The 15,789-nt window shown below is 34.6% G+C and carries 16 protein-coding genes; 11 read left to right on the top strand and 5 right to left on the bottom strand.

From position 1 onward, the window contains the following. The first annotated feature begins 8 nt into the window (after positions 1-8). Positions 9-665: a helix-turn-helix transcriptional regulator gene (locus tag C8P70_RS08305; RefSeq protein ID WP_133712874.1), complete on the top strand. Its 657-nt coding sequence runs from the start codon at positions 9-11 to the stop codon at positions 663-665. A gap of 104 nt (positions 666-769) precedes the next feature. Continuing rightward, entirely contained in the window at positions 770-1,678 is a 909-nt protein-coding gene (locus C8P70_RS08300) for a patatin-like phospholipase family protein (protein ID WP_133712873.1), read from the top strand. 35 nt (positions 1,679-1,713) lie between these two features. On the opposite strand, the gene C8P70_RS14245 is transcribed toward C8P70_RS08300, so the two are convergent. The 3 genes from C8P70_RS14245 to C8P70_RS08285 all read right to left on the bottom strand — a co-directional run bounded on the left by C8P70_RS14245 (position 1,714) and on the right by C8P70_RS08285 (position 5,084). Beyond that, on the bottom strand, positions 1,714-3,714 hold the full coding sequence (locus tag C8P70_RS14245) for a tetratricopeptide repeat-containing sensor histidine kinase (RefSeq protein ID WP_133712872.1): 2,001 nt from the start codon (positions 3,712-3,714) through the stop codon (positions 1,714-1,716). A gap of 76 nt (positions 3,715-3,790) precedes the next feature. Continuing rightward, on the bottom strand, positions 3,791-4,009 hold the full coding sequence (locus C8P70_RS08290) for a hypothetical protein (protein ID WP_133712871.1): 219 nt from the start codon (positions 4,007-4,009) through the stop codon (positions 3,791-3,793). Positions 4,010-4,376: 367 nt separating this feature from the next. Then, complete coding sequence (locus C8P70_RS08285) at positions 4,377-5,084, bottom strand: LytR/AlgR family response regulator transcription factor (protein ID WP_133712870.1); 708 nt, start codon at positions 5,082-5,084, stop codon at positions 4,377-4,379. Between the two features lie 162 nt (positions 5,085-5,246). Here C8P70_RS08285 and C8P70_RS08280 point away from each other — a divergent pair, with 162 nt between their 5' ends. Continuing rightward, on the top strand, positions 5,247-5,876 hold the full coding sequence (locus C8P70_RS08280; protein WP_133712869.1) for a response regulator: 630 nt from the start codon (positions 5,247-5,249) through the stop codon (positions 5,874-5,876). A 150-nt stretch (positions 5,877-6,026) separates the two neighbouring features. Continuing rightward, positions 6,027-6,197, top strand: coding sequence for a lmo0937 family membrane protein (locus C8P70_RS08275; protein WP_133712868.1), 171 nt, complete (start codon positions 6,027-6,029; stop codon positions 6,195-6,197). Positions 6,198-6,314: 117 nt separating this feature from the next. Here the strand turns inward: C8P70_RS08275 and yihA are convergent, their stop codons facing one another. After that, entirely contained in the window at positions 6,315-6,935 is a 621-nt protein-coding gene (yihA, locus tag C8P70_RS08270) for a ribosome biogenesis GTP-binding protein YihA/YsxC (RefSeq protein ID WP_133712867.1), read from the bottom strand. A 4-nt stretch (positions 6,936-6,939) separates the two neighbouring features. Beyond that, positions 6,940-7,704: an alpha/beta fold hydrolase gene (locus tag C8P70_RS08265; RefSeq protein WP_133712866.1), complete on the bottom strand. Its 765-nt coding sequence runs from the start codon at positions 7,702-7,704 to the stop codon at positions 6,940-6,942. A 349-nt stretch (positions 7,705-8,053) separates the two neighbouring features. Between C8P70_RS08265 and mraZ the strand changes: the two genes are divergently transcribed. From mraZ to murD, 7 genes are read left to right on the top strand one after another with little or no spacing between them, the layout of a single operon-like run. Beyond that, positions 8,054-8,512 (top strand): division/cell wall cluster transcriptional repressor MraZ, encoded by a 459-nt coding sequence (gene mraZ, locus C8P70_RS08260; RefSeq protein WP_166666201.1) that lies wholly within the window; start codon positions 8,054-8,056, stop codon positions 8,510-8,512. Next, on the top strand, positions 8,505-9,416 hold the full coding sequence (rsmH, locus tag C8P70_RS08255; protein WP_133712865.1) for a 16S rRNA (cytosine(1402)-N(4))-methyltransferase RsmH: 912 nt from the start codon (positions 8,505-8,507) through the stop codon (positions 9,414-9,416). The genes mraZ and rsmH overlap by 8 nt, the downstream gene beginning before the upstream one ends. Continuing rightward, the gene (locus tag C8P70_RS08250; RefSeq protein ID WP_133712864.1) at positions 9,413-9,772 is read left to right on the top strand and encodes an FtsL-like putative cell division protein; all 360 of its coding nucleotides are present in this window, start codon (positions 9,413-9,415) and stop codon (positions 9,770-9,772) included. The genes rsmH and C8P70_RS08250 overlap by 4 nt, the downstream gene beginning before the upstream one ends. Beyond that, positions 9,763-11,769 (top strand): penicillin-binding protein, encoded by a 2,007-nt coding sequence (locus tag C8P70_RS08245; protein WP_133712863.1) that lies wholly within the window; start codon positions 9,763-9,765, stop codon positions 11,767-11,769. Before C8P70_RS08250 ends, C8P70_RS08245 begins: the two co-directional genes overlap by 10 nt. Next, entirely contained in the window at positions 11,766-13,220 is a 1,455-nt protein-coding gene (locus tag C8P70_RS08240; RefSeq protein ID WP_133712862.1) for a UDP-N-acetylmuramoyl-L-alanyl-D-glutamate--2,6-diaminopimelate ligase, read from the top strand. The genes C8P70_RS08245 and C8P70_RS08240 overlap by 4 nt, the downstream gene beginning before the upstream one ends. Before the next feature lie 18 nt (positions 13,221-13,238). Further along, positions 13,239-14,447: a phospho-N-acetylmuramoyl-pentapeptide-transferase gene (gene mraY, locus C8P70_RS08235; RefSeq protein WP_133712861.1), complete on the top strand. Its 1,209-nt coding sequence runs from the start codon at positions 13,239-13,241 to the stop codon at positions 14,445-14,447. Between the two features lie 4 nt (positions 14,448-14,451). Then, positions 14,452-15,783, top strand: a complete 1,332-nt coding sequence (murD, locus tag C8P70_RS08230; protein ID WP_133712860.1) for a UDP-N-acetylmuramoyl-L-alanine--D-glutamate ligase — start codon at positions 14,452-14,454, stop codon at positions 15,781-15,783. The last annotated feature ends 6 nt before the right edge of the window (positions 15,784-15,789 follow it).

Raw genomic sequence — 15,789 nt, 5'->3', positions numbered from 1 at the left:
GTTTTGTTATGCTTTCAATAGCAATCGTAGATTCTCAAGAAATAACTCGTTATGCCGTTCAAGCTTTATTTAAGGAGGCATATGATGACAATATTGTATTTATTGAGATACAAAAATTACAGGAACTGAAGCATTTTTTAAACGAATCTAAAAGCGGGATTGTTGTTTTTGATCCTCACGCTTTTGGATTTGATGCCTATACCGAGCAGATTATTGTGCTTTTGGAACAAAAAAATTCTGTTTTTTGGTTGTTGTTTTTTAGCGAATTAAATGAATACTGGTTAAAGTATTTATTACACAATAAATCCCTTCCTCATAGTGTGGCACTCAAAGAAGATGAATTGGCTGATATTCAAAAAGCAATTCGGGCTGTGTTGCAGGGAAAAAAATATCTTACCTCTTTTATAAAGGAAAAACTGGACGATCACAATCATTCTATCTATAAAGTAGAGCAGGTACTGACTCAGGCAGAGCGGGAGATTTTGAAAGAAATAGCTTCTGGAAAAATAACCAGAGAGATAGCCGCAGAACGCAGTGTAAGCGTGCATACAATTATTACACACCGCAAAAATATATTTAAAAAGTTGGAAGTAAACAGCATTCACGAGGCTACCCGATATGCTATACGCGCCGGAATCATTACTGTAAATGATTACTATATCTGAGGTAAAAGTTTACCAGGCAATGTTAATCAGGATAAAAAAAATAAAGTATATTTGAAAGGAGTGCTTTTTTGCACATTTAACTAGTACAATATACAGCCAAAATAATGAGAGCAATGGTTATTTCCGGTGGCGGAAGCAAAGGAGCTTTTGCAGGCGGTGTTGCCCAATATCTGATAGACGAAATGGGTTATGATTACGATATTTTAATAGGAACTTCGACAGGAAGCTTATTGATTTCGCATTTAGCATTAAATAAGATTGATAAGATAAGAAATGTATTTACTTCTGTTGATGAAAGAAGCATCTTTAATAACTACCCTTTTACAATTAAAAATGATAAAGTTTTAGGCAAGCAGATTGGTATTAATCATTTTAATGTTCTAAAAAGTTTTTTAAAAAGAAAAAAAACATTTGGGGAGAGCTTTAACTTGCGAAAGCTGATTTCGGATACACTGACAGAAAAAGAATTTGAACAGCTAAAGTATGCCGGAAAAGAACTTGCTGTAACAGTCTCTAATTTATCTTTAAATCAGGTAGAATATAAATCAATCAAAGATTTTGAATATAAGGATTTTTGCGATTGGATTTGGATTTCGTCTAACTATGTTCCTTTTATGAGTTTAGTCGAAAAAAATAAGTATGAATATGCAGATGGTGGTTTTGGGTGCATGGTTCCGATTGAAGAAGCGATAAGCCGGGGTGCTAAAATAATCGATGTTATTGTTTTGGAAACGGAAGTGAGAGGGGTAAATATAACAGCAACAAAAAATGTTTTTTCTTTGATAACTAATCTTTATCTGTTTATGATGGAACGAAATGTGAAACAGAATATAAGAATAGGAAAACTAATGGCCGCCAATAAAGAGGTTATGTTGAACTTTTATTATACTCCGACCGAACTTACTACAAACTCTTTGATTTTTGACACTGAAAAAACAACGCAATGGTGGAAATTAGGATTTGAATATGCTCGTCTCAGAAATAAAAATTGCAATGATTTTAGAATTAACTGATTTGACCTTAAAATAATGGTTTTTAAGAATAAATATTACTTCTTATTGTTATATTGTATCTCTAAAGTTATTGTTGTCATCTGATTAGCATCAGATAATTTAATTTCTCCGTTTAACTGTTTAAGCCTGTGATTTATATTTCGGAAACCCATTCCTTTTTTTGCTTTTTCTTTATCTATACCGATGCCGTTGTCATGAACTCTGATTGTTATTCTATCTTCTTTCATCAGAAAAATAACAATACATTTTGCAGCGTGAGAATGCTTATTGACATTTTGCAGTAGTTCTTGCAGGATAAGATAAATTTGTGTTTTTTGTTGAATTGTAAAAAAACTCCAGTCTATTCCATTGTCAATACTGCATTCGAAAGTAGTTTTAAAAGTGTTTTTTTGGGAGTGTACCAAACTCTTTATAATTTCTGAAAAATCTTGCTTTTGATCAAACAAGTTTTTGTGTATGTCGTGTGCAAGAGTTCTTATTTGAGTTTCTGTTTGTTTCAGTTGTTGTACCAGTTTGGCTTTTTGTTCCGGCTGAGAAGTTGCGAGTTCATCCAAGTTGATCCGAGTTGTAAAAACTCTGTTTACTATGGCGTCGTGCAGGTCTTTGGCTATGCGTTTGCGCTCTTTCTCTCGTGTATTTTCGGCTATAGATTGTTGCTTTAGCAATAAATCCTGAATTTGCTGAACAGCATGCTGTTCTTTTTGGAGGTATAGGAGTTTTTTGTTTTTTAACCGCAATTTAAAAACAATGAATACAATTAGTAGTAAAACGGACACTAAAGAAATAATTGCCCATAAATAGGTGTTTCTCTGAATTAGAATATCATTTCTCTTTTCTATTTCATTGGTTTCATAGGCAATGCGGGCAAACTTATTTCTGGTCTGACGTTCAAGGTTGCGTAAACTATCTTGGGTTTGTATATAAACCGCAGTATACTTATCTCTGTTTTCTTGGTCATATTCAGATAAAAATTTAAGGCTTTCCATAAGTTCATAACCGCTTTTTTCATCTACAGCCAATAGATAAGCATCTTGCATTATTTGTAATGCTTGCGCTGTATCTTTAAGTAATAATTTAAATTCAGCTATATTGATTTTACTGGCAATGATTCCTTGTTTGTGATTTATATCCTGTCGTATTTGTAAAGATAAATTGAGGAGAGAATCTATTAAAACGTTATTATCCCGTTGTAAAATAAGATTATTAGCATAATTGTTTAAAAGCATTGCTTTTAATTTAGGAGAGTCGTCAACAGCCGGGTCTGTCAAGGCCATTTCAAAATATTTTTGAGCTTCTTGAGGTTTGCCGATTTCGTTATAATATGTCCCTAAATTGTTATAGTAGGATAACCAGGAACGTTGTAATCGCTGTTTGTCATATCCTTCGTTTTCTAATTGTTTTAGTAAGCGGGGTATTTTAGCGTAGTATTTTAAAGCTGTTTCGTATTCTTTTAAACCTTCTAAAGCTAAAATCATCTGTACATTAGATTCATATTGTAGCCGAGTATTATTGTGTTGAGATAAAAGATGAAGAGCTTGAGCAGCTACTGATTCACTTTCTGTATAAAGTCCTATATCATATAACACTCCTGCTTTATAGGAAAGCATTTTTATCCAATTGACGCTGTCCTTTTGTGAAGCGTATAATTGCTCGGCCTTAAGGTAATAGTAATAAGCACTATCCGAGACTTGTTTGTTGTCGTAATAATCTCCTAAATACCATAATGCTTGTGCCTGATGTAAAATATCTTTTTGGGTGAGTGCTAATGTATATACTTGCTGCGTAGTACTAAAAAATTTATTATTTATTCCCTGTTTTTCATAATGTGCAGCAATTTGCATTAGATTTTCTCTGGTTAAAGAATCGTTAACCAGAGCTTGATTTAAAATATATAAACTATCTAAAAAGGCTTCTTTATTTGTGCTTTTCTCATAATCTATATAATTATTTAGATTAGCATTCGATTTTTTCTTTACTTGTGTGCAAGAATAAAGAAATAGGAAAATGAAGTATGAGAAAAGAACTCTAATATTCATGAAAAGACAATATTGCTTCTAACAAATATAAAAAAATAAAGCGATTCTTTTTGAATCGCTTTAAGTAGTGATTTTTTTAACCTTTGCTTTTATCTTTATCCTTATCTTTATCTCCTCGATCGGACTTTAAATCGTGATTATTACTCTGATTTAAAGCTTGTTTTATCTGCATCTCTTGTATCAGCTTTATTTCTTGTCGATTTCCTGCATCTTGTTTAAGACTGTCATCAGTATCACAAGACATTACAATAGCGGATAGGCATATTCCTCCTATCAAATAATAGATTTTTTTCATTTTTAAAGTGTTTATAAGTTAATAAATGATTGACCGTTGTTATAAAAATTCAACAGTTGTTGTCTTGAGAAAAATTGAGAAGTAATTTCTCTTTGTTTAGCAAAAACGACTTCTCCGTTTTTACTAAATAATTTCCTTTATAGAAGCTTCTTTTAGATTGGAAATACAGGACAAAGGAATATGAAAAAAACTATATAAATAAATAATAAGACGTTCATATAGTGAACATTAATATTCTGTGAGTAACCTCCGGCATTTTCAGGGTGTAGAGGGGGTTTTATAACATGGCAATATAAATATGGAGAAGACTTAGTGTAATAGAAAAAATGTTGTATTGAGAACGATAACAGGATATACTAATAGTGATTTATGACATGAGGTTGTCGTTTAAAACCTGTTCTAAACTTTCTCGGTAAGTGTCACTGAAAGGAATTTGTTCATTGAAATCCAAATAGCATTTATTTTTGCTGAAATGAATCCGAGAAATGCAATGTATATTAACGATATAGCTTTTGTGGATACGAACAAAGTTATAGGGTAAACTATGCTCAAAATATTTTAAAGTTTTATAAGCAGTAATGACTTTGTTGTTGTACAGTTTAAAGTCGGTTGTGTTATTATCCGCTTTTAAGTAAACAATATCTTTGTACTTTATCAGGTGATAATCGCTATAGGATTTGATACAGATGGTTTGGGGAACCGTGTCAGAAAATCTTTTTTCAAATTTAAATAGGCTCATTCCAAGGGAATGGGTATCTGTATCCATCAGATAGTCTGATATTCCGTTTTGTATGGCCTCCAGAGCAAAATCTTGAGTATTGGAAATAAGAATAAAGTAAGGAACAAAGCTTAAGTAGGATAGCGCTTCACTAATAAGCTTTAAAGAGATGTCAGTTTCCTTATCATTTTTGAAGATAAATACAAGTTGTGGTTTTAACTGTACAATTTTAGCAATAATATCTGTACTATAAGAAAACGTTCCTATCCAATTGTAATTGGAAAATAGACTCAACTTTTGAACTATATCGGGCAATTGATCTTGTTGGTTTCCAATAATGATAAAAGAAAACTGCACCTCTTTTTTTATTGTGCAACTTAACAGCTTTTTGAATAGTTGCCTTGTACTTGAACTACCTAAAATGTTAATTTTTGTAAAGCTTCAAAAAATATTTTCAATATCCTGTCTGAAATAGTGGGTTTTTATATTCGTATATTTACAGCTAATAAATTATATTTTATGAATATTTTACTTGCTGACGACCATTTGATGACTTTGGAGGGGTATATTTCTATATTGAATAATCCGGAGTATCAATATTCTAAGTTATTGACTTGCGAACAAATCTATCATTGGATTATACAAGGAAATACCCCTGATGTAGCAGTTCTTGATCATGATATGCTGTCATATAAAGAACTGGAACTAAACTCTGGTGCAGACTGTGCTTTGCTAATTCGTCAATATGCACCGGACTGCAAAATTATTTTGATTACAGCTCATGAAGAGGCTGTAATTTTATATAATATGTATAAAAAGACCCATCCGGATGCGCTTATCGTAAAATCTGATTTTGCAGGAGAAATTTTTAGAGTTCTCGTTGGTAAAGACATCTCCGAATCATCTTATTTAAGTCCTAAGGCTAAAGCAGCAGTAAAAAGTATAATGAATAGATTAACTCTTTTAGACCCTACTAACAGAGAAATATTGATGTATTTGTCGCATGGATTTAAGATTTTTCAAATACAGGATTTTATTACATTATCTACTAGTGGCATTCAAAAAAGAATTAGTAAAATGTTGCAGGAGTTTGATGTCTCGGACTATCAGGAATTGATTGTATTAGTTAAGAAAGAAGGGCTTTTGTAAATCCAAGAAATATAGTATTATTTTCGTTGCAATATGCCTGCTTTTTTAGTTTATAGGTAAAAAAAACAGATATTTTTTCTTCTTAATGATAGTTTTTTTGTACTTTTAATACATAAGTATAAAAAAGTTGAACATTAAATCTTAAACATTATGAGAAGTATTTTATGGCTAGTAGCAGTAATTTGTATTGTAATTTGGCTTTTAGGTTTACTTGGAATTGGCGGAGGAATGGGATTAGGAAATCTTATTCATATTTTGTTGGTTATTGCGATTATTATTATCCTGTACAACATTATATCCGGTAAAAAGCCATTGAACTAAAAGAAAGAGAAACGTATGTTGCCTTAAAAGTGGTGATTGAATTAAAAAATGTTTAATGCCGGAGGAAAATTTCTTCGGTTTTTTTTGAATATATCTTAAGAGATAACCTGTTAACAATTAAATAAATCCTTGATTTTTAAAAATATCTTGATTAATGGTATTGATATATTCTAAAACTTCTTCTCTGCCCGTTTTGTGCTCGGATGAGGTAATAAAATAAGGAGGCATTTCGCTCCAATCAGAAGTTAGCAGCTTTTTTTTATAATCAGCAATAAGCTGTAACGCTTTTGTTTTTCCTACCTTGTCAGCTTTTGTGAAAATAATTCCAAAGGGAATTTCAGACTCCCCTAAGTATTGCATAAATTCCAAATCTATTTTCTGAGCCTCATGGCGGATATCTATCAACACAAATGCGCTAACCAGTTGTTGTCTTTTTTCAAAATATTCAGTGATGAATTTTTGAAAAATGCTTTTCGATTTTTTAGACACCTTTGCATATCCATATCCCGGCAAATCCACTAAAAACCAATTAGAGTTAATTTTAAAGTGATTAATTAACTGTGTTTTTCCTGGTCTGGATGATGTTTTTGCCAGATTCTTCTGATTTGTAAGCATATTGATCAATGAAGATTTACCTACATTAGATCTGCCGATAAAAGCATATTCAGGCAAAGGTTCATTTGGACATTTATTAACATCAGAGTTGCTGATTATAAATTCGGCACTGTTAATTTTCATAGTTTTATATATTTCTCTCCTGTAGCCATTGGTGTAAAAGCTCATTAAATTCCTCGGGATGTTCCATCATAGCTGCATGTCCGCATTTGTCTATCCAGTATAAATCTGAGTCAGGCAGTAATTCGTGAAATTCTATAGCAACTTCCGGTGGAGTGACCTTGTCGTTCTTACCCCAAATCAAACAAGTTGGAGTTTGAATTTTGGGCAAATCTTTAGACATATTGTGCCGAATAGCACTCTTGGCAATCGTCAGTGTTTTGATAAGCTTCATCCTGTCATTTACCGTAGCAAAAACATCGTCTACTATTTCTTTTGTAGCAACTTCAGGGTCATAAAAAACATCTTCTGCTTTCTTTTTAATATACTCGTAATCACCCCTTTTTGGATAACTGTCTCCCATTGCACTTTCGTAGAGCCCAGAACTTCCGGTAAGAACCATGGCTTTTAAATATTGCGGATATAATTTTGCAAAATACAAAGCAATATGTCCGCCAAGAGAGTTTCCTAATAAAATAACTTCGCTATAACCAATACGGACAATAAAGTCCTTTACAAATTTAGCAAAAGCTTTAACATTGGTTTTTAAAATGCTATTTGTGTATAAAGGTAACTCGGGAATAATTACTTTGTAACCTTTTTTTGGGAAAAAATCGGCTACACCATCAAAATTGCTTAATCCTCCCATCAATCCGTGCAAAATAACAATTGGCGTCCCTTCGCCAATTTCTACATATCGGAATTTGCCATCTTCTTTTAAAGTTCGCTCCATTAGCTCTTAATGCGATTTTTAAATTCCTACAAATATACAGTTTTATGATGGACAAAGGTTGTAATAATATAATAAAATTAAGAAGTAAGGGAGAGATTCATCTGTAAAGATGAAAAAGGAATCGAATTGCCGATGAAAAATCACGGTAAATACAAGGGAGATTAAAAATGGTTTTAAGAAAATATTTAATGAAATAAAATACTTATTAACAATTATAAATCAAATGATTAGTGTGTTGGACGATATAAAAACGTTAAAGTGAAAAAACTTATCAACAAAGTGGGTGGAAGTGGGTAAAAGTGGTAAAAAAATAACTACATTTGCTAAAATAATATTCACTAAACATCAATTGACGCCAATTATAGGTACATACGAATGTAAGATCGACGCTAAAGGAAGGGTGTTGGTTCCTGCTTCTTTAAAGAAGCAGATGCCTGCTATTTCTGATGGTTTTGTGCTGAAGAGATCTGTTTTTGAACCTTGTTTGGAGCTTTGGCCCATGACTGAATGGAATAAAATGATGGCGAAGATAAATAAATTGAATCCTTTTGATAAAAAAGTAGATGCTTTTATCAGAAGATTTATGGCGGGAGTAAAAATAGTAGATATTGATGATGCAGGGCGTTTGCTCATCTCAAAAGATTTAATGGGATTTGCTCAGATGACTAAAGAAATTGTGTTTTCTTCCAAAGTGAATATTGTTGAAGTGTGGGATAAAGCAAGGTATGAAGCGACGCTCGAATCTGATGATTTTGATTTTGGCGAATTGGCACAGGAAGTAATGAGTAATATAAGTTTTGATGAATAGCGAGGAGTATCAATATCATAAACCTGTTTTGCTGACAGAAAGTGTTGATGGTTTAAATATTAAGCCTGACGGAGTTTATGTGGACGTTACTTTCGGCGGCGGCGGACATTCGAGAGAGATTTTGAAAAGATTGGGAGAAAAAGGAAAGTTATTCGCATTTGATCAGGATGAAGATGCTTTGCAAAATAAGATAGATGATCCGCGTTTTATACTTATTAATCAAAATTTTAGATTCTTAAAAAGATATTTGAGGTTCTATAACGTAAGGGAAGTTGACGGTGTTTTAGGTGATTTGGGCGTTTCATCTCATCAGTTTAATGTGGCTGAAAGGGGTTTTTCTACTCGTTTTGACGGAGAGTTGGATATGAGAATGAATAAAGGAGGGGAGATTTCAGCATATGATGTGGTGAATAATTATGATGAGAAAGATCTGAGGAGGTTGTTTGATGCTTATGGAGAGCTTAAAAATGCAGGAGCAATTGCTTATACGATTGTGAAAGCCAGAAAAGAAGTTTCTATAAAAAGCACAGAGCAGCTAAAAGAAGTTCTGGCTAAATTTTTACCAGCGCATAAAAGTGCTAAAATATTGGCGCAGATTTATCAGGCAATTCGCATAGAAGTCAATCAGGAAATGGAAGTATTGAAAGAAATGCTGGAACAAAGTGTGGAGGTGTTAAAACAAGGAGGGAGATTAAGTGTTATTTCCTATCATTCGCTGGAAGACCGACTAGTGAAGCGCTTTATGAAAAATGGAATGTTTGAAGGCGAACCAGAGCGCGATATCTTTGGACGCTTTGAAGTCCCTTTAAAGCAGTTGGGGAAATTAATTGTTCCTGGCGAAAAGGAAGTAATGGAGAACAACAGAGCGCGATCGGCAAAATTGAGAGTAGCAGAGAAAAAATGAAAAAGACAATAGCGAGCCCGATAGATATTATAAAAGCAAAGATTCTGGTCAACGAGAACTCTGCAAAAACTTGGGCGTTCATTATATATGTTATTGTGTTGGGATTGATTTTAATAGGGAATACGCAAGCTTATGAGTCAAAAGTATTTAAAATAGGAAGACTGACTCATGAAGTGAAAATGTTGAGAGCAGAATTTGTGGATACAAGGTCAGAGCTGATGGAATTGAAGATGGAATCCACTATTACAAGAAAACTGGAAGAAGAGGGTATAGGACCGTCGGAGGTTCCACCCAAAAAAATAAAGATAGCTGTACAAAAAGAAAGTAAGCATTTTTGGAGTAAACTATGGCATTAGGGAATAAAAATATTTATGTAAATATTTACCTGATTTCAGCATTAGTGTTGTTATTGGCAGGAGGGATAGTTTATAGATTAGTGCTTATTCAGGGAGTAGAAGGTGCAGAGTTGAGACAAAAAGCTCAGAATGACAAAAGAGTAAGGGAAGAAGTAGTTGCAGCAAACAGAGGGAATATATATTCGGCAGACGGAAGCCTATTAGCAACTTCGGTGCCGGTTTTTGAAATACGTTTTGATGGGGTGGCTCCGAGCAAGGAAGATTTTGAAAAAAATGTTCGCCCTTTGTCAGACTCTTTAGCTGGAATGTTTGATAAGTCAGCTTCATATTATGAATCATTGCTGCGCAGAGGAAGGGCTACTAACAGCAGGTATATTTTAATTGCAAAAGGATTGAGTTATACACAGTATGTAAGAGTAAAGAGCTTCCCTCTTTTTCAGCGTGGACCGTATAAAGGAGGTTTTATAGCTCTTCAAAAGACAGTCAGACAACATCCTATCGGAAGAATTGCACAGCGTACCATAGGATATGAACGAAAGTATGAAGACAGCACAGTGGGACGGGTAGGGATAGAAGGTGCTTTTACAGAATATCTAAGCGGTGTGGATGGGAAGAGAAAAATGCAGGGCTTGGGTAAAGACCAGTGGAAGCCCATTAATGATGAAAATGAGATAGAACCGATAGATGGAAAAGATATTGTCTCTACTATAGACGTTTATATTCAGGATATTGCTCATCACGCTTTGCTGCAGCAGTTAGAGAAATATAGCGCTGATCACGGGTGCGTGATTGTAATGGAAACAAAAACCGGTGCTATACGAGCGATTTCTAATCTGGGAAAAGAGGAAAGAGGTAACGGATACTATGAGACAATTAATTATGCTGTAGGAGAAAAACACGAGCCCGGCTCTACTTTTAAGGTAGCTTCTTTGCTTGCACTATTGGAAAAGGGAAAGTCTGATACGGCTAAAATTTACGATACGCAAGGAGGGATAGTAAAATTTTATAATGCCAGAGTACGCGATTCTAAACACGGAGGATACGGTAAAATATCTTTAGCAAGAGGAATAGAATTGTCTTCTAATACAGTTATCACTCAGGCAGTAAGCGAAGGGTTTAAAAATAATCCAAAAGAATTTACAGACTATATCGGCACGCTGGGGATGGATAGACCATTAGGATTGCCGATAAAGGGAGAGGCGATGCCTTATATACCTAAACCCGGACAAAAAGGATGGAGCGGTTTAGCTTTGCCGTGGATGGCTTTTGGATATGGAATTTCTGTAACGCCAATGCAGATATTGACTTTGTACAATGCAGTGGCTAATGGAGGAGAAATGGTAAAACCATATTTTGTCTCAGAAGTGAAAGAGTTTAATACTACCGTAAAAAAAATAGAAAAAGAAGTAATAAATCCTCAGATAGCTTCGCCGGAAGTAATCAGAGAGGTTCAGGCGGTTTTGGAAAATACAGTAAAAAAAGGCACAGGAAGAAAACTGTATTCGCCTAATTTTTCGATGGCAGGCAAAACAGGTACCGCTCAGGTCAATTACGGAAAAGGCAAGGGTAGCGATATGTATTACTCATCTTCCTTTGCAGGCTATTTTCCGGCAGATAACCCCAAATATTCATGTATTGTTGTAATTCATAAACCAGACAGAACAAAAAGTTATTACGGAGCAGATGTGTCCGGACCGGTATTTAAGCGTATTGCTCAAAAAATATATACTGAAGTACCCACAACAGTGGAAATGCAAATGGCAAATACCGTTCCGGCAGAAGTTGAAAAGAATTACGAGGACTACTTTGTAAAAGTAAATGACGGTAGTGGAATAATGCCGGATGTGAGGGGAATGTATGTGATGGATGCTTTGCCGCTTTTGGAAAACTTAGGATTAGACGTCAAGGTAAAAGGAATAGGAAAAGTCAAGAAGCAGTCGATTACGGCAGGACAAAAAATAGAAAGAAATCAAAAAATAGTTTTAGAACTATCGTGAGAATATTAAAAGACATATTGTACAGAGTAGAAATAAAATCTGTAGTAGGAGGTACCAGTCTTACTGTGGATACAATCGCTTTTGATTCTAGAAAAGTGACAAAAAACTCTTTGTTTGTCGCAATAAAAGGGGTAGATGCAGACGGACACAATTATATTGAAAACGCTGTTAATAGCGGTGCTGCAGTTGTAGTTTGTGAGAAAATGCCGGAAGCTATAAACAATGAAGTAACTTACGTTTGTGTAGAAGATACCAATAAAGCACTGGCAATTATGGCGAGTAACTTTTATGATAATCCCTCGTCCAAACTCAAGCTGGTTGGTGTAACCGGAACAAACGGAAAAACGACGATTGCGACATTGCTTTACAATTTGTTTTCAAATTTGGGATATAAAGTCGGATTGCTTTCCACTGTAAAAATAGTAGTCGGAAAAATCGTTTATGAAACTTCTCATACCACACCGGATTCATTGGCTATTAATTACTATTTGAGTGAAATGGTAGAAACAGGATGTGACTACTGTTTTATGGAAGTCAGTTCACATGGAATTGTTCAGCAAAGAACCTATGGATTAGATTTTGACGGAGGAGTTTTTACCAATCTGACGCATGATCATTTGGATTATCACAAAACGTTTGCAGAATACAGAGACGCTAAAAAAATGTTTTTTGATCAGCTGTCCGCTAAAGCCTTTGCTTTGGTAAATATTGACGATAAAAACGGCAATATCATGCTTCAAAATACAAGAGCTAAGAAACGATCTTATGCATTGAAAAATATGGCAGACTATAAAGGGCAAGTATTGGAAAGTCAGTTTTCCGGAATGCTTTTGAAAGTCAATCAACAAGAAGTCTGGACACAGCTCATAGGAGCTTTCAATGCTTATAATTTATTGACCGTTTACGGAGTAGCTGTTGAGTTGGGAGTAACCTCGGATGAAGCTTTACTCCAATTGAGTAAACTGCAAAGCGTAACGGGGCGCTTTCAGTATATTGTGTCTTCTAAAAACGTAACGGCAATTGTGGATTATGCCCATACTCCGGATGCTTTAAAAAATGTTTTAGAAACGATTAACGGTATACGTTCATTTAATGAAAAGCTGATTACAGTAGTGGGATGTGGCGGAAACAGAGATAAAACCAAAAGACCTGAAATGGCTCGTATTGCCTCAGAAATGAGCAGTAAAGTAGTGTTTACTTCAGATAATCCGCGATTTGAAGATCCGTACGAGATCTTGAAAGAAATGGAAAAAGGAGTTGAACTCCAGAATGCGATGAAAACTATTGTGGTGGAAGACAGAAAGCAGGCAATTAAACTTGCGTGTCAACAAGCAGAGCCCGGTGATATTATTTTAATTGCGGGTAAAGGACATGAAACATATCAGGAAATCAAAGGAGTGCGAAGTCATTTTAATGATATGGAAATAGTAACGGAGTTTTTAGAACAATAAAATAGGCAGAAAGAAAAGATGTTGTATTATTTATTTCAGTATTTGGAGAATTTTTTTAAGATACCCGGGGCGGGTGTACTTCAGTACATCACATTCCGGTCGGGTATGGCAGTGATTTTTTCGCTGTTGATTTCTATCATATACGGAAAAAAAATTATCAACTATTTAAGGAAAATGCAGGTTGGAGAAACGGTGAGAGAGTTGGGGTTAGAAGGACAAAAAGAAAAAGCGGGAACTCCTACTATGGGAGGCGTAATTATTATCATTGCCACTTTAATTCCGGTATTGCTGTTTGCTAAATTGGATAATATTTATGTGCTCCTCCTGATTCTGACAACTGTTTGGATGGGAATAATCGGCTTTTTGGACGATTATATAAAGGTGTTTAAAAAAGATAAAGAAGGCTTAAAAGGAAGATTTAAAGTCATAGGGCAGGTAGGATTAGGGCTGGTTGTGGGTGCAGTTCTGTATTTTAGTCCTGATGTAACGGTCAGAGAGGTTCCTGCAAACCAGATATTAAACGAAATACCTGTAGGTGTAGATGTGAAATCTACCGCTACCACCATACCGTTTTTTAAAAATAATGAATTTGATTACGGAGTTTTAATCAATTGGGTAGGAGAGGGAGCAGCAGATTACGCATGGCTGGTATTTATACCTATTGTGATTTTTATCATAACGGCAGTGTCAAACGGAGCTAATCTGACAGATGGTATTGATGGTTTAGCGGCAGGCACTTCGGCTATATCTACTTTTGTGCTAGGTATTTTTGCTTTCGTTTCTGGGAACGTTATTTTTTCAAATTACCTCAATATCATGTATATCCCCAATGCAGGAGAAATGACTGTTTTTATAGCAGCATTTATGGGAGCACTTATTGGGTTTTTATGGTATAATACCTATCCTGCGCAGGTGTTTATGGGAGATACGGGCAGTTTGACTATAGGTGGAATTATAGCAGTAATGGCAATAGCAGTAAGAAAAGAACTGTTGATACCTATTTTGTGCGGAATTTTCTTAATTGAAAACTTATCTGTTGTGCTTCAGGTGGGATATTTTAAATATACCAAGAAAAAATACGGCGAAGGCAAACGCATTTTTCTGATGTCGCCTTTGCACCATCACTTTCAGAAAAAAGGATATCACGAAAGTAAGATCGTCACTCGTTTTTGGATTATAGCTATTTTGTTTGGTGTGTTCTGTTTAGTGTCTTTAAAATTGAGATAAAAAGATGAAAGTAGTTGTGTTAGGAGCGGGAGAAAGCGGAGTAGGAACAGCACTGCTGGCAAAGCGGAAAGGATTTAAAGTTTTTGTCTCTGATTTTGGAGAGATAAAAGAAAAATATAAAAACGTTCTTAGAGATTATAAAATTGATTGGGAAGAAAAGCAACATACCGAAGCTAAGATTTTAGCTGGCGATTTAGTTGTAAAAAGCCCGGGAATTCCGGATAAAGTTCCTATCGTGAAGAAGATAAGAGAAAAAGGAATTAGGATGATCTCCGAAATAGAGTTTGCCTATTCTTTTAATAAGGAGTTGTCTGTTGCAATTACAGGTAGTAATGGAAAAACTACTACGACTATGCTTGTCTATCACTTGTTGAAGCAAGGAGGATTGAATGTGGGTTTGGCAGGGAATATAGGGGATAGTTATGCAAAACAAGTGGCAGAAGATCCTGAAAAGTGCTACGTGTTGGAATTGAGTAGTTTTCAATTGGACGGAATTGAAAATTACAGACCACATATAGCAATAATAACGAATATAAGTCCCGATCATCTGGATCGATATGATTATAAATATGAAAATTATATAGAAGCCAAATTCAGGATTACAAAAAATCAGACAGAAGAAGACTATCTGATTTATGATGATGATGATGATGAAATCAGAAAATGGCTGAGTAAAAATAAAATTAGAGCACAAAAAGTTCCTTTTTCATTAACTCATAAAGTAGAACAGGGAGCATATATAGAAGACCAAAATATTATTGTAAAAATGAACAACGAAACAACTGTATTACCTATTAACGAAATTGCAATAGAGGGAAAACATAATGTAAAAAACGCAATGGCAGCAACTACAGTAGCACAATTAAAGCGCATAAGAAAACAGACAATTCGCGAAAGTTTGTCTGGTTTTCAAGGAGCAGAGCACCGACTTGAAAAAGTGTTAAAAATCGGTAATGTGCAGTACATTAATGATTCTAAAGCAACCAATGTTAATGCTACTTTTTTTGCGTTAGAAAGTATGAAAACACCTACAGTTTGGATTGTTGGAGGAGTGGATAAGGGCAATGATTATAATGAATTGATGCCTTTGGTCAGAGAAAAAGTAAAAGGTATTATCTGCCTGGGCATAGATAATCGAAAGATAATTGATGCTTACGCAAACGTAGTAGATGTTTTAGTCGAGACCCAAAGTATGGAAGAGGCTGTGAAAATAGCTCAACGTTTAACAGAAAGCGGAGATACTGTATTGCTTTCTCCTGCTTGTGCAAGTTATGATTTATTTGAAAATTATGAAGAAAGAGGAAAACAGTTTAAGAGAGCTGTGCAAAATCTTTAAAATATT

This window comes from Myroides indicus, assembly GCF_004364575.1.
Taxonomy (GTDB): Bacteria; Bacteroidota; Bacteroidia; order Flavobacteriales; family Flavobacteriaceae; genus Flavobacterium; species Flavobacterium indicum_A.
Note: the sequence above shows the minus strand (reverse complement) of the source record. Positions and strands in the feature narration are given on the sequence as shown.

Excerpts from the sequence above, each read along its gene's own strand:
- C8P70_RS14245 (WP_133712872.1), bottom strand. The coding sequence starts at position 3,714 with ATGAATATTAGAGTTCTTTTCTCATACTTCATTTTCCTATTTCTTTAT.
- C8P70_RS08275 (WP_133712868.1), top strand. The coding sequence starts at position 6,027 with ATGAGAAGTATTTTATGGCTAGTAGCAGTAATTTGTATTGTAATTTGG.
- C8P70_RS08280 (WP_133712869.1), top strand. The coding sequence starts at position 5,247 with ATGAATATTTTACTTGCTGACGACCATTTGATGACTTTGGAGGGGTAT.
- rsmH (WP_133712865.1), top strand. The coding sequence starts at position 8,505 with ATGAATAGCGAGGAGTATCAATATCATAAACCTGTTTTGCTGACAGAA.
- C8P70_RS08305 (WP_133712874.1), top strand. The coding sequence starts at position 9 with ATGCTTTCAATAGCAATCGTAGATTCTCAAGAAATAACTCGTTATGCC.
- yihA (WP_133712867.1), bottom strand. The coding sequence starts at position 6,935 with ATGAAAATTAACAGTGCCGAATTTATAATCAGCAACTCTGATGTTAAT.
- murD (WP_133712860.1), top strand. The coding sequence starts at position 14,452 with ATGAAAGTAGTTGTGTTAGGAGCGGGAGAAAGCGGAGTAGGAACAGCA.
- C8P70_RS08250 (WP_133712864.1), top strand. The coding sequence starts at position 9,413 with ATGAAAAAGACAATAGCGAGCCCGATAGATATTATAAAAGCAAAGATT.
- C8P70_RS08265 (WP_133712866.1), bottom strand. The coding sequence starts at position 7,704 with ATGGAGCGAACTTTAAAAGAAGATGGCAAATTCCGATATGTAGAAATT.
- C8P70_RS08290 (WP_133712871.1), bottom strand. The coding sequence starts at position 4,009 with ATGAAAAAAATCTATTATTTGATAGGAGGAATATGCCTATCCGCTATT.
- C8P70_RS08300 (WP_133712873.1), top strand. The coding sequence starts at position 770 with ATGAGAGCAATGGTTATTTCCGGTGGCGGAAGCAAAGGAGCTTTTGCA.
- mraY (WP_133712861.1), top strand. The coding sequence starts at position 13,239 with ATGTTGTATTATTTATTTCAGTATTTGGAGAATTTTTTTAAGATACCC.
- C8P70_RS08245 (WP_133712863.1), top strand. The coding sequence starts at position 9,763 with ATGGCATTAGGGAATAAAAATATTTATGTAAATATTTACCTGATTTCA.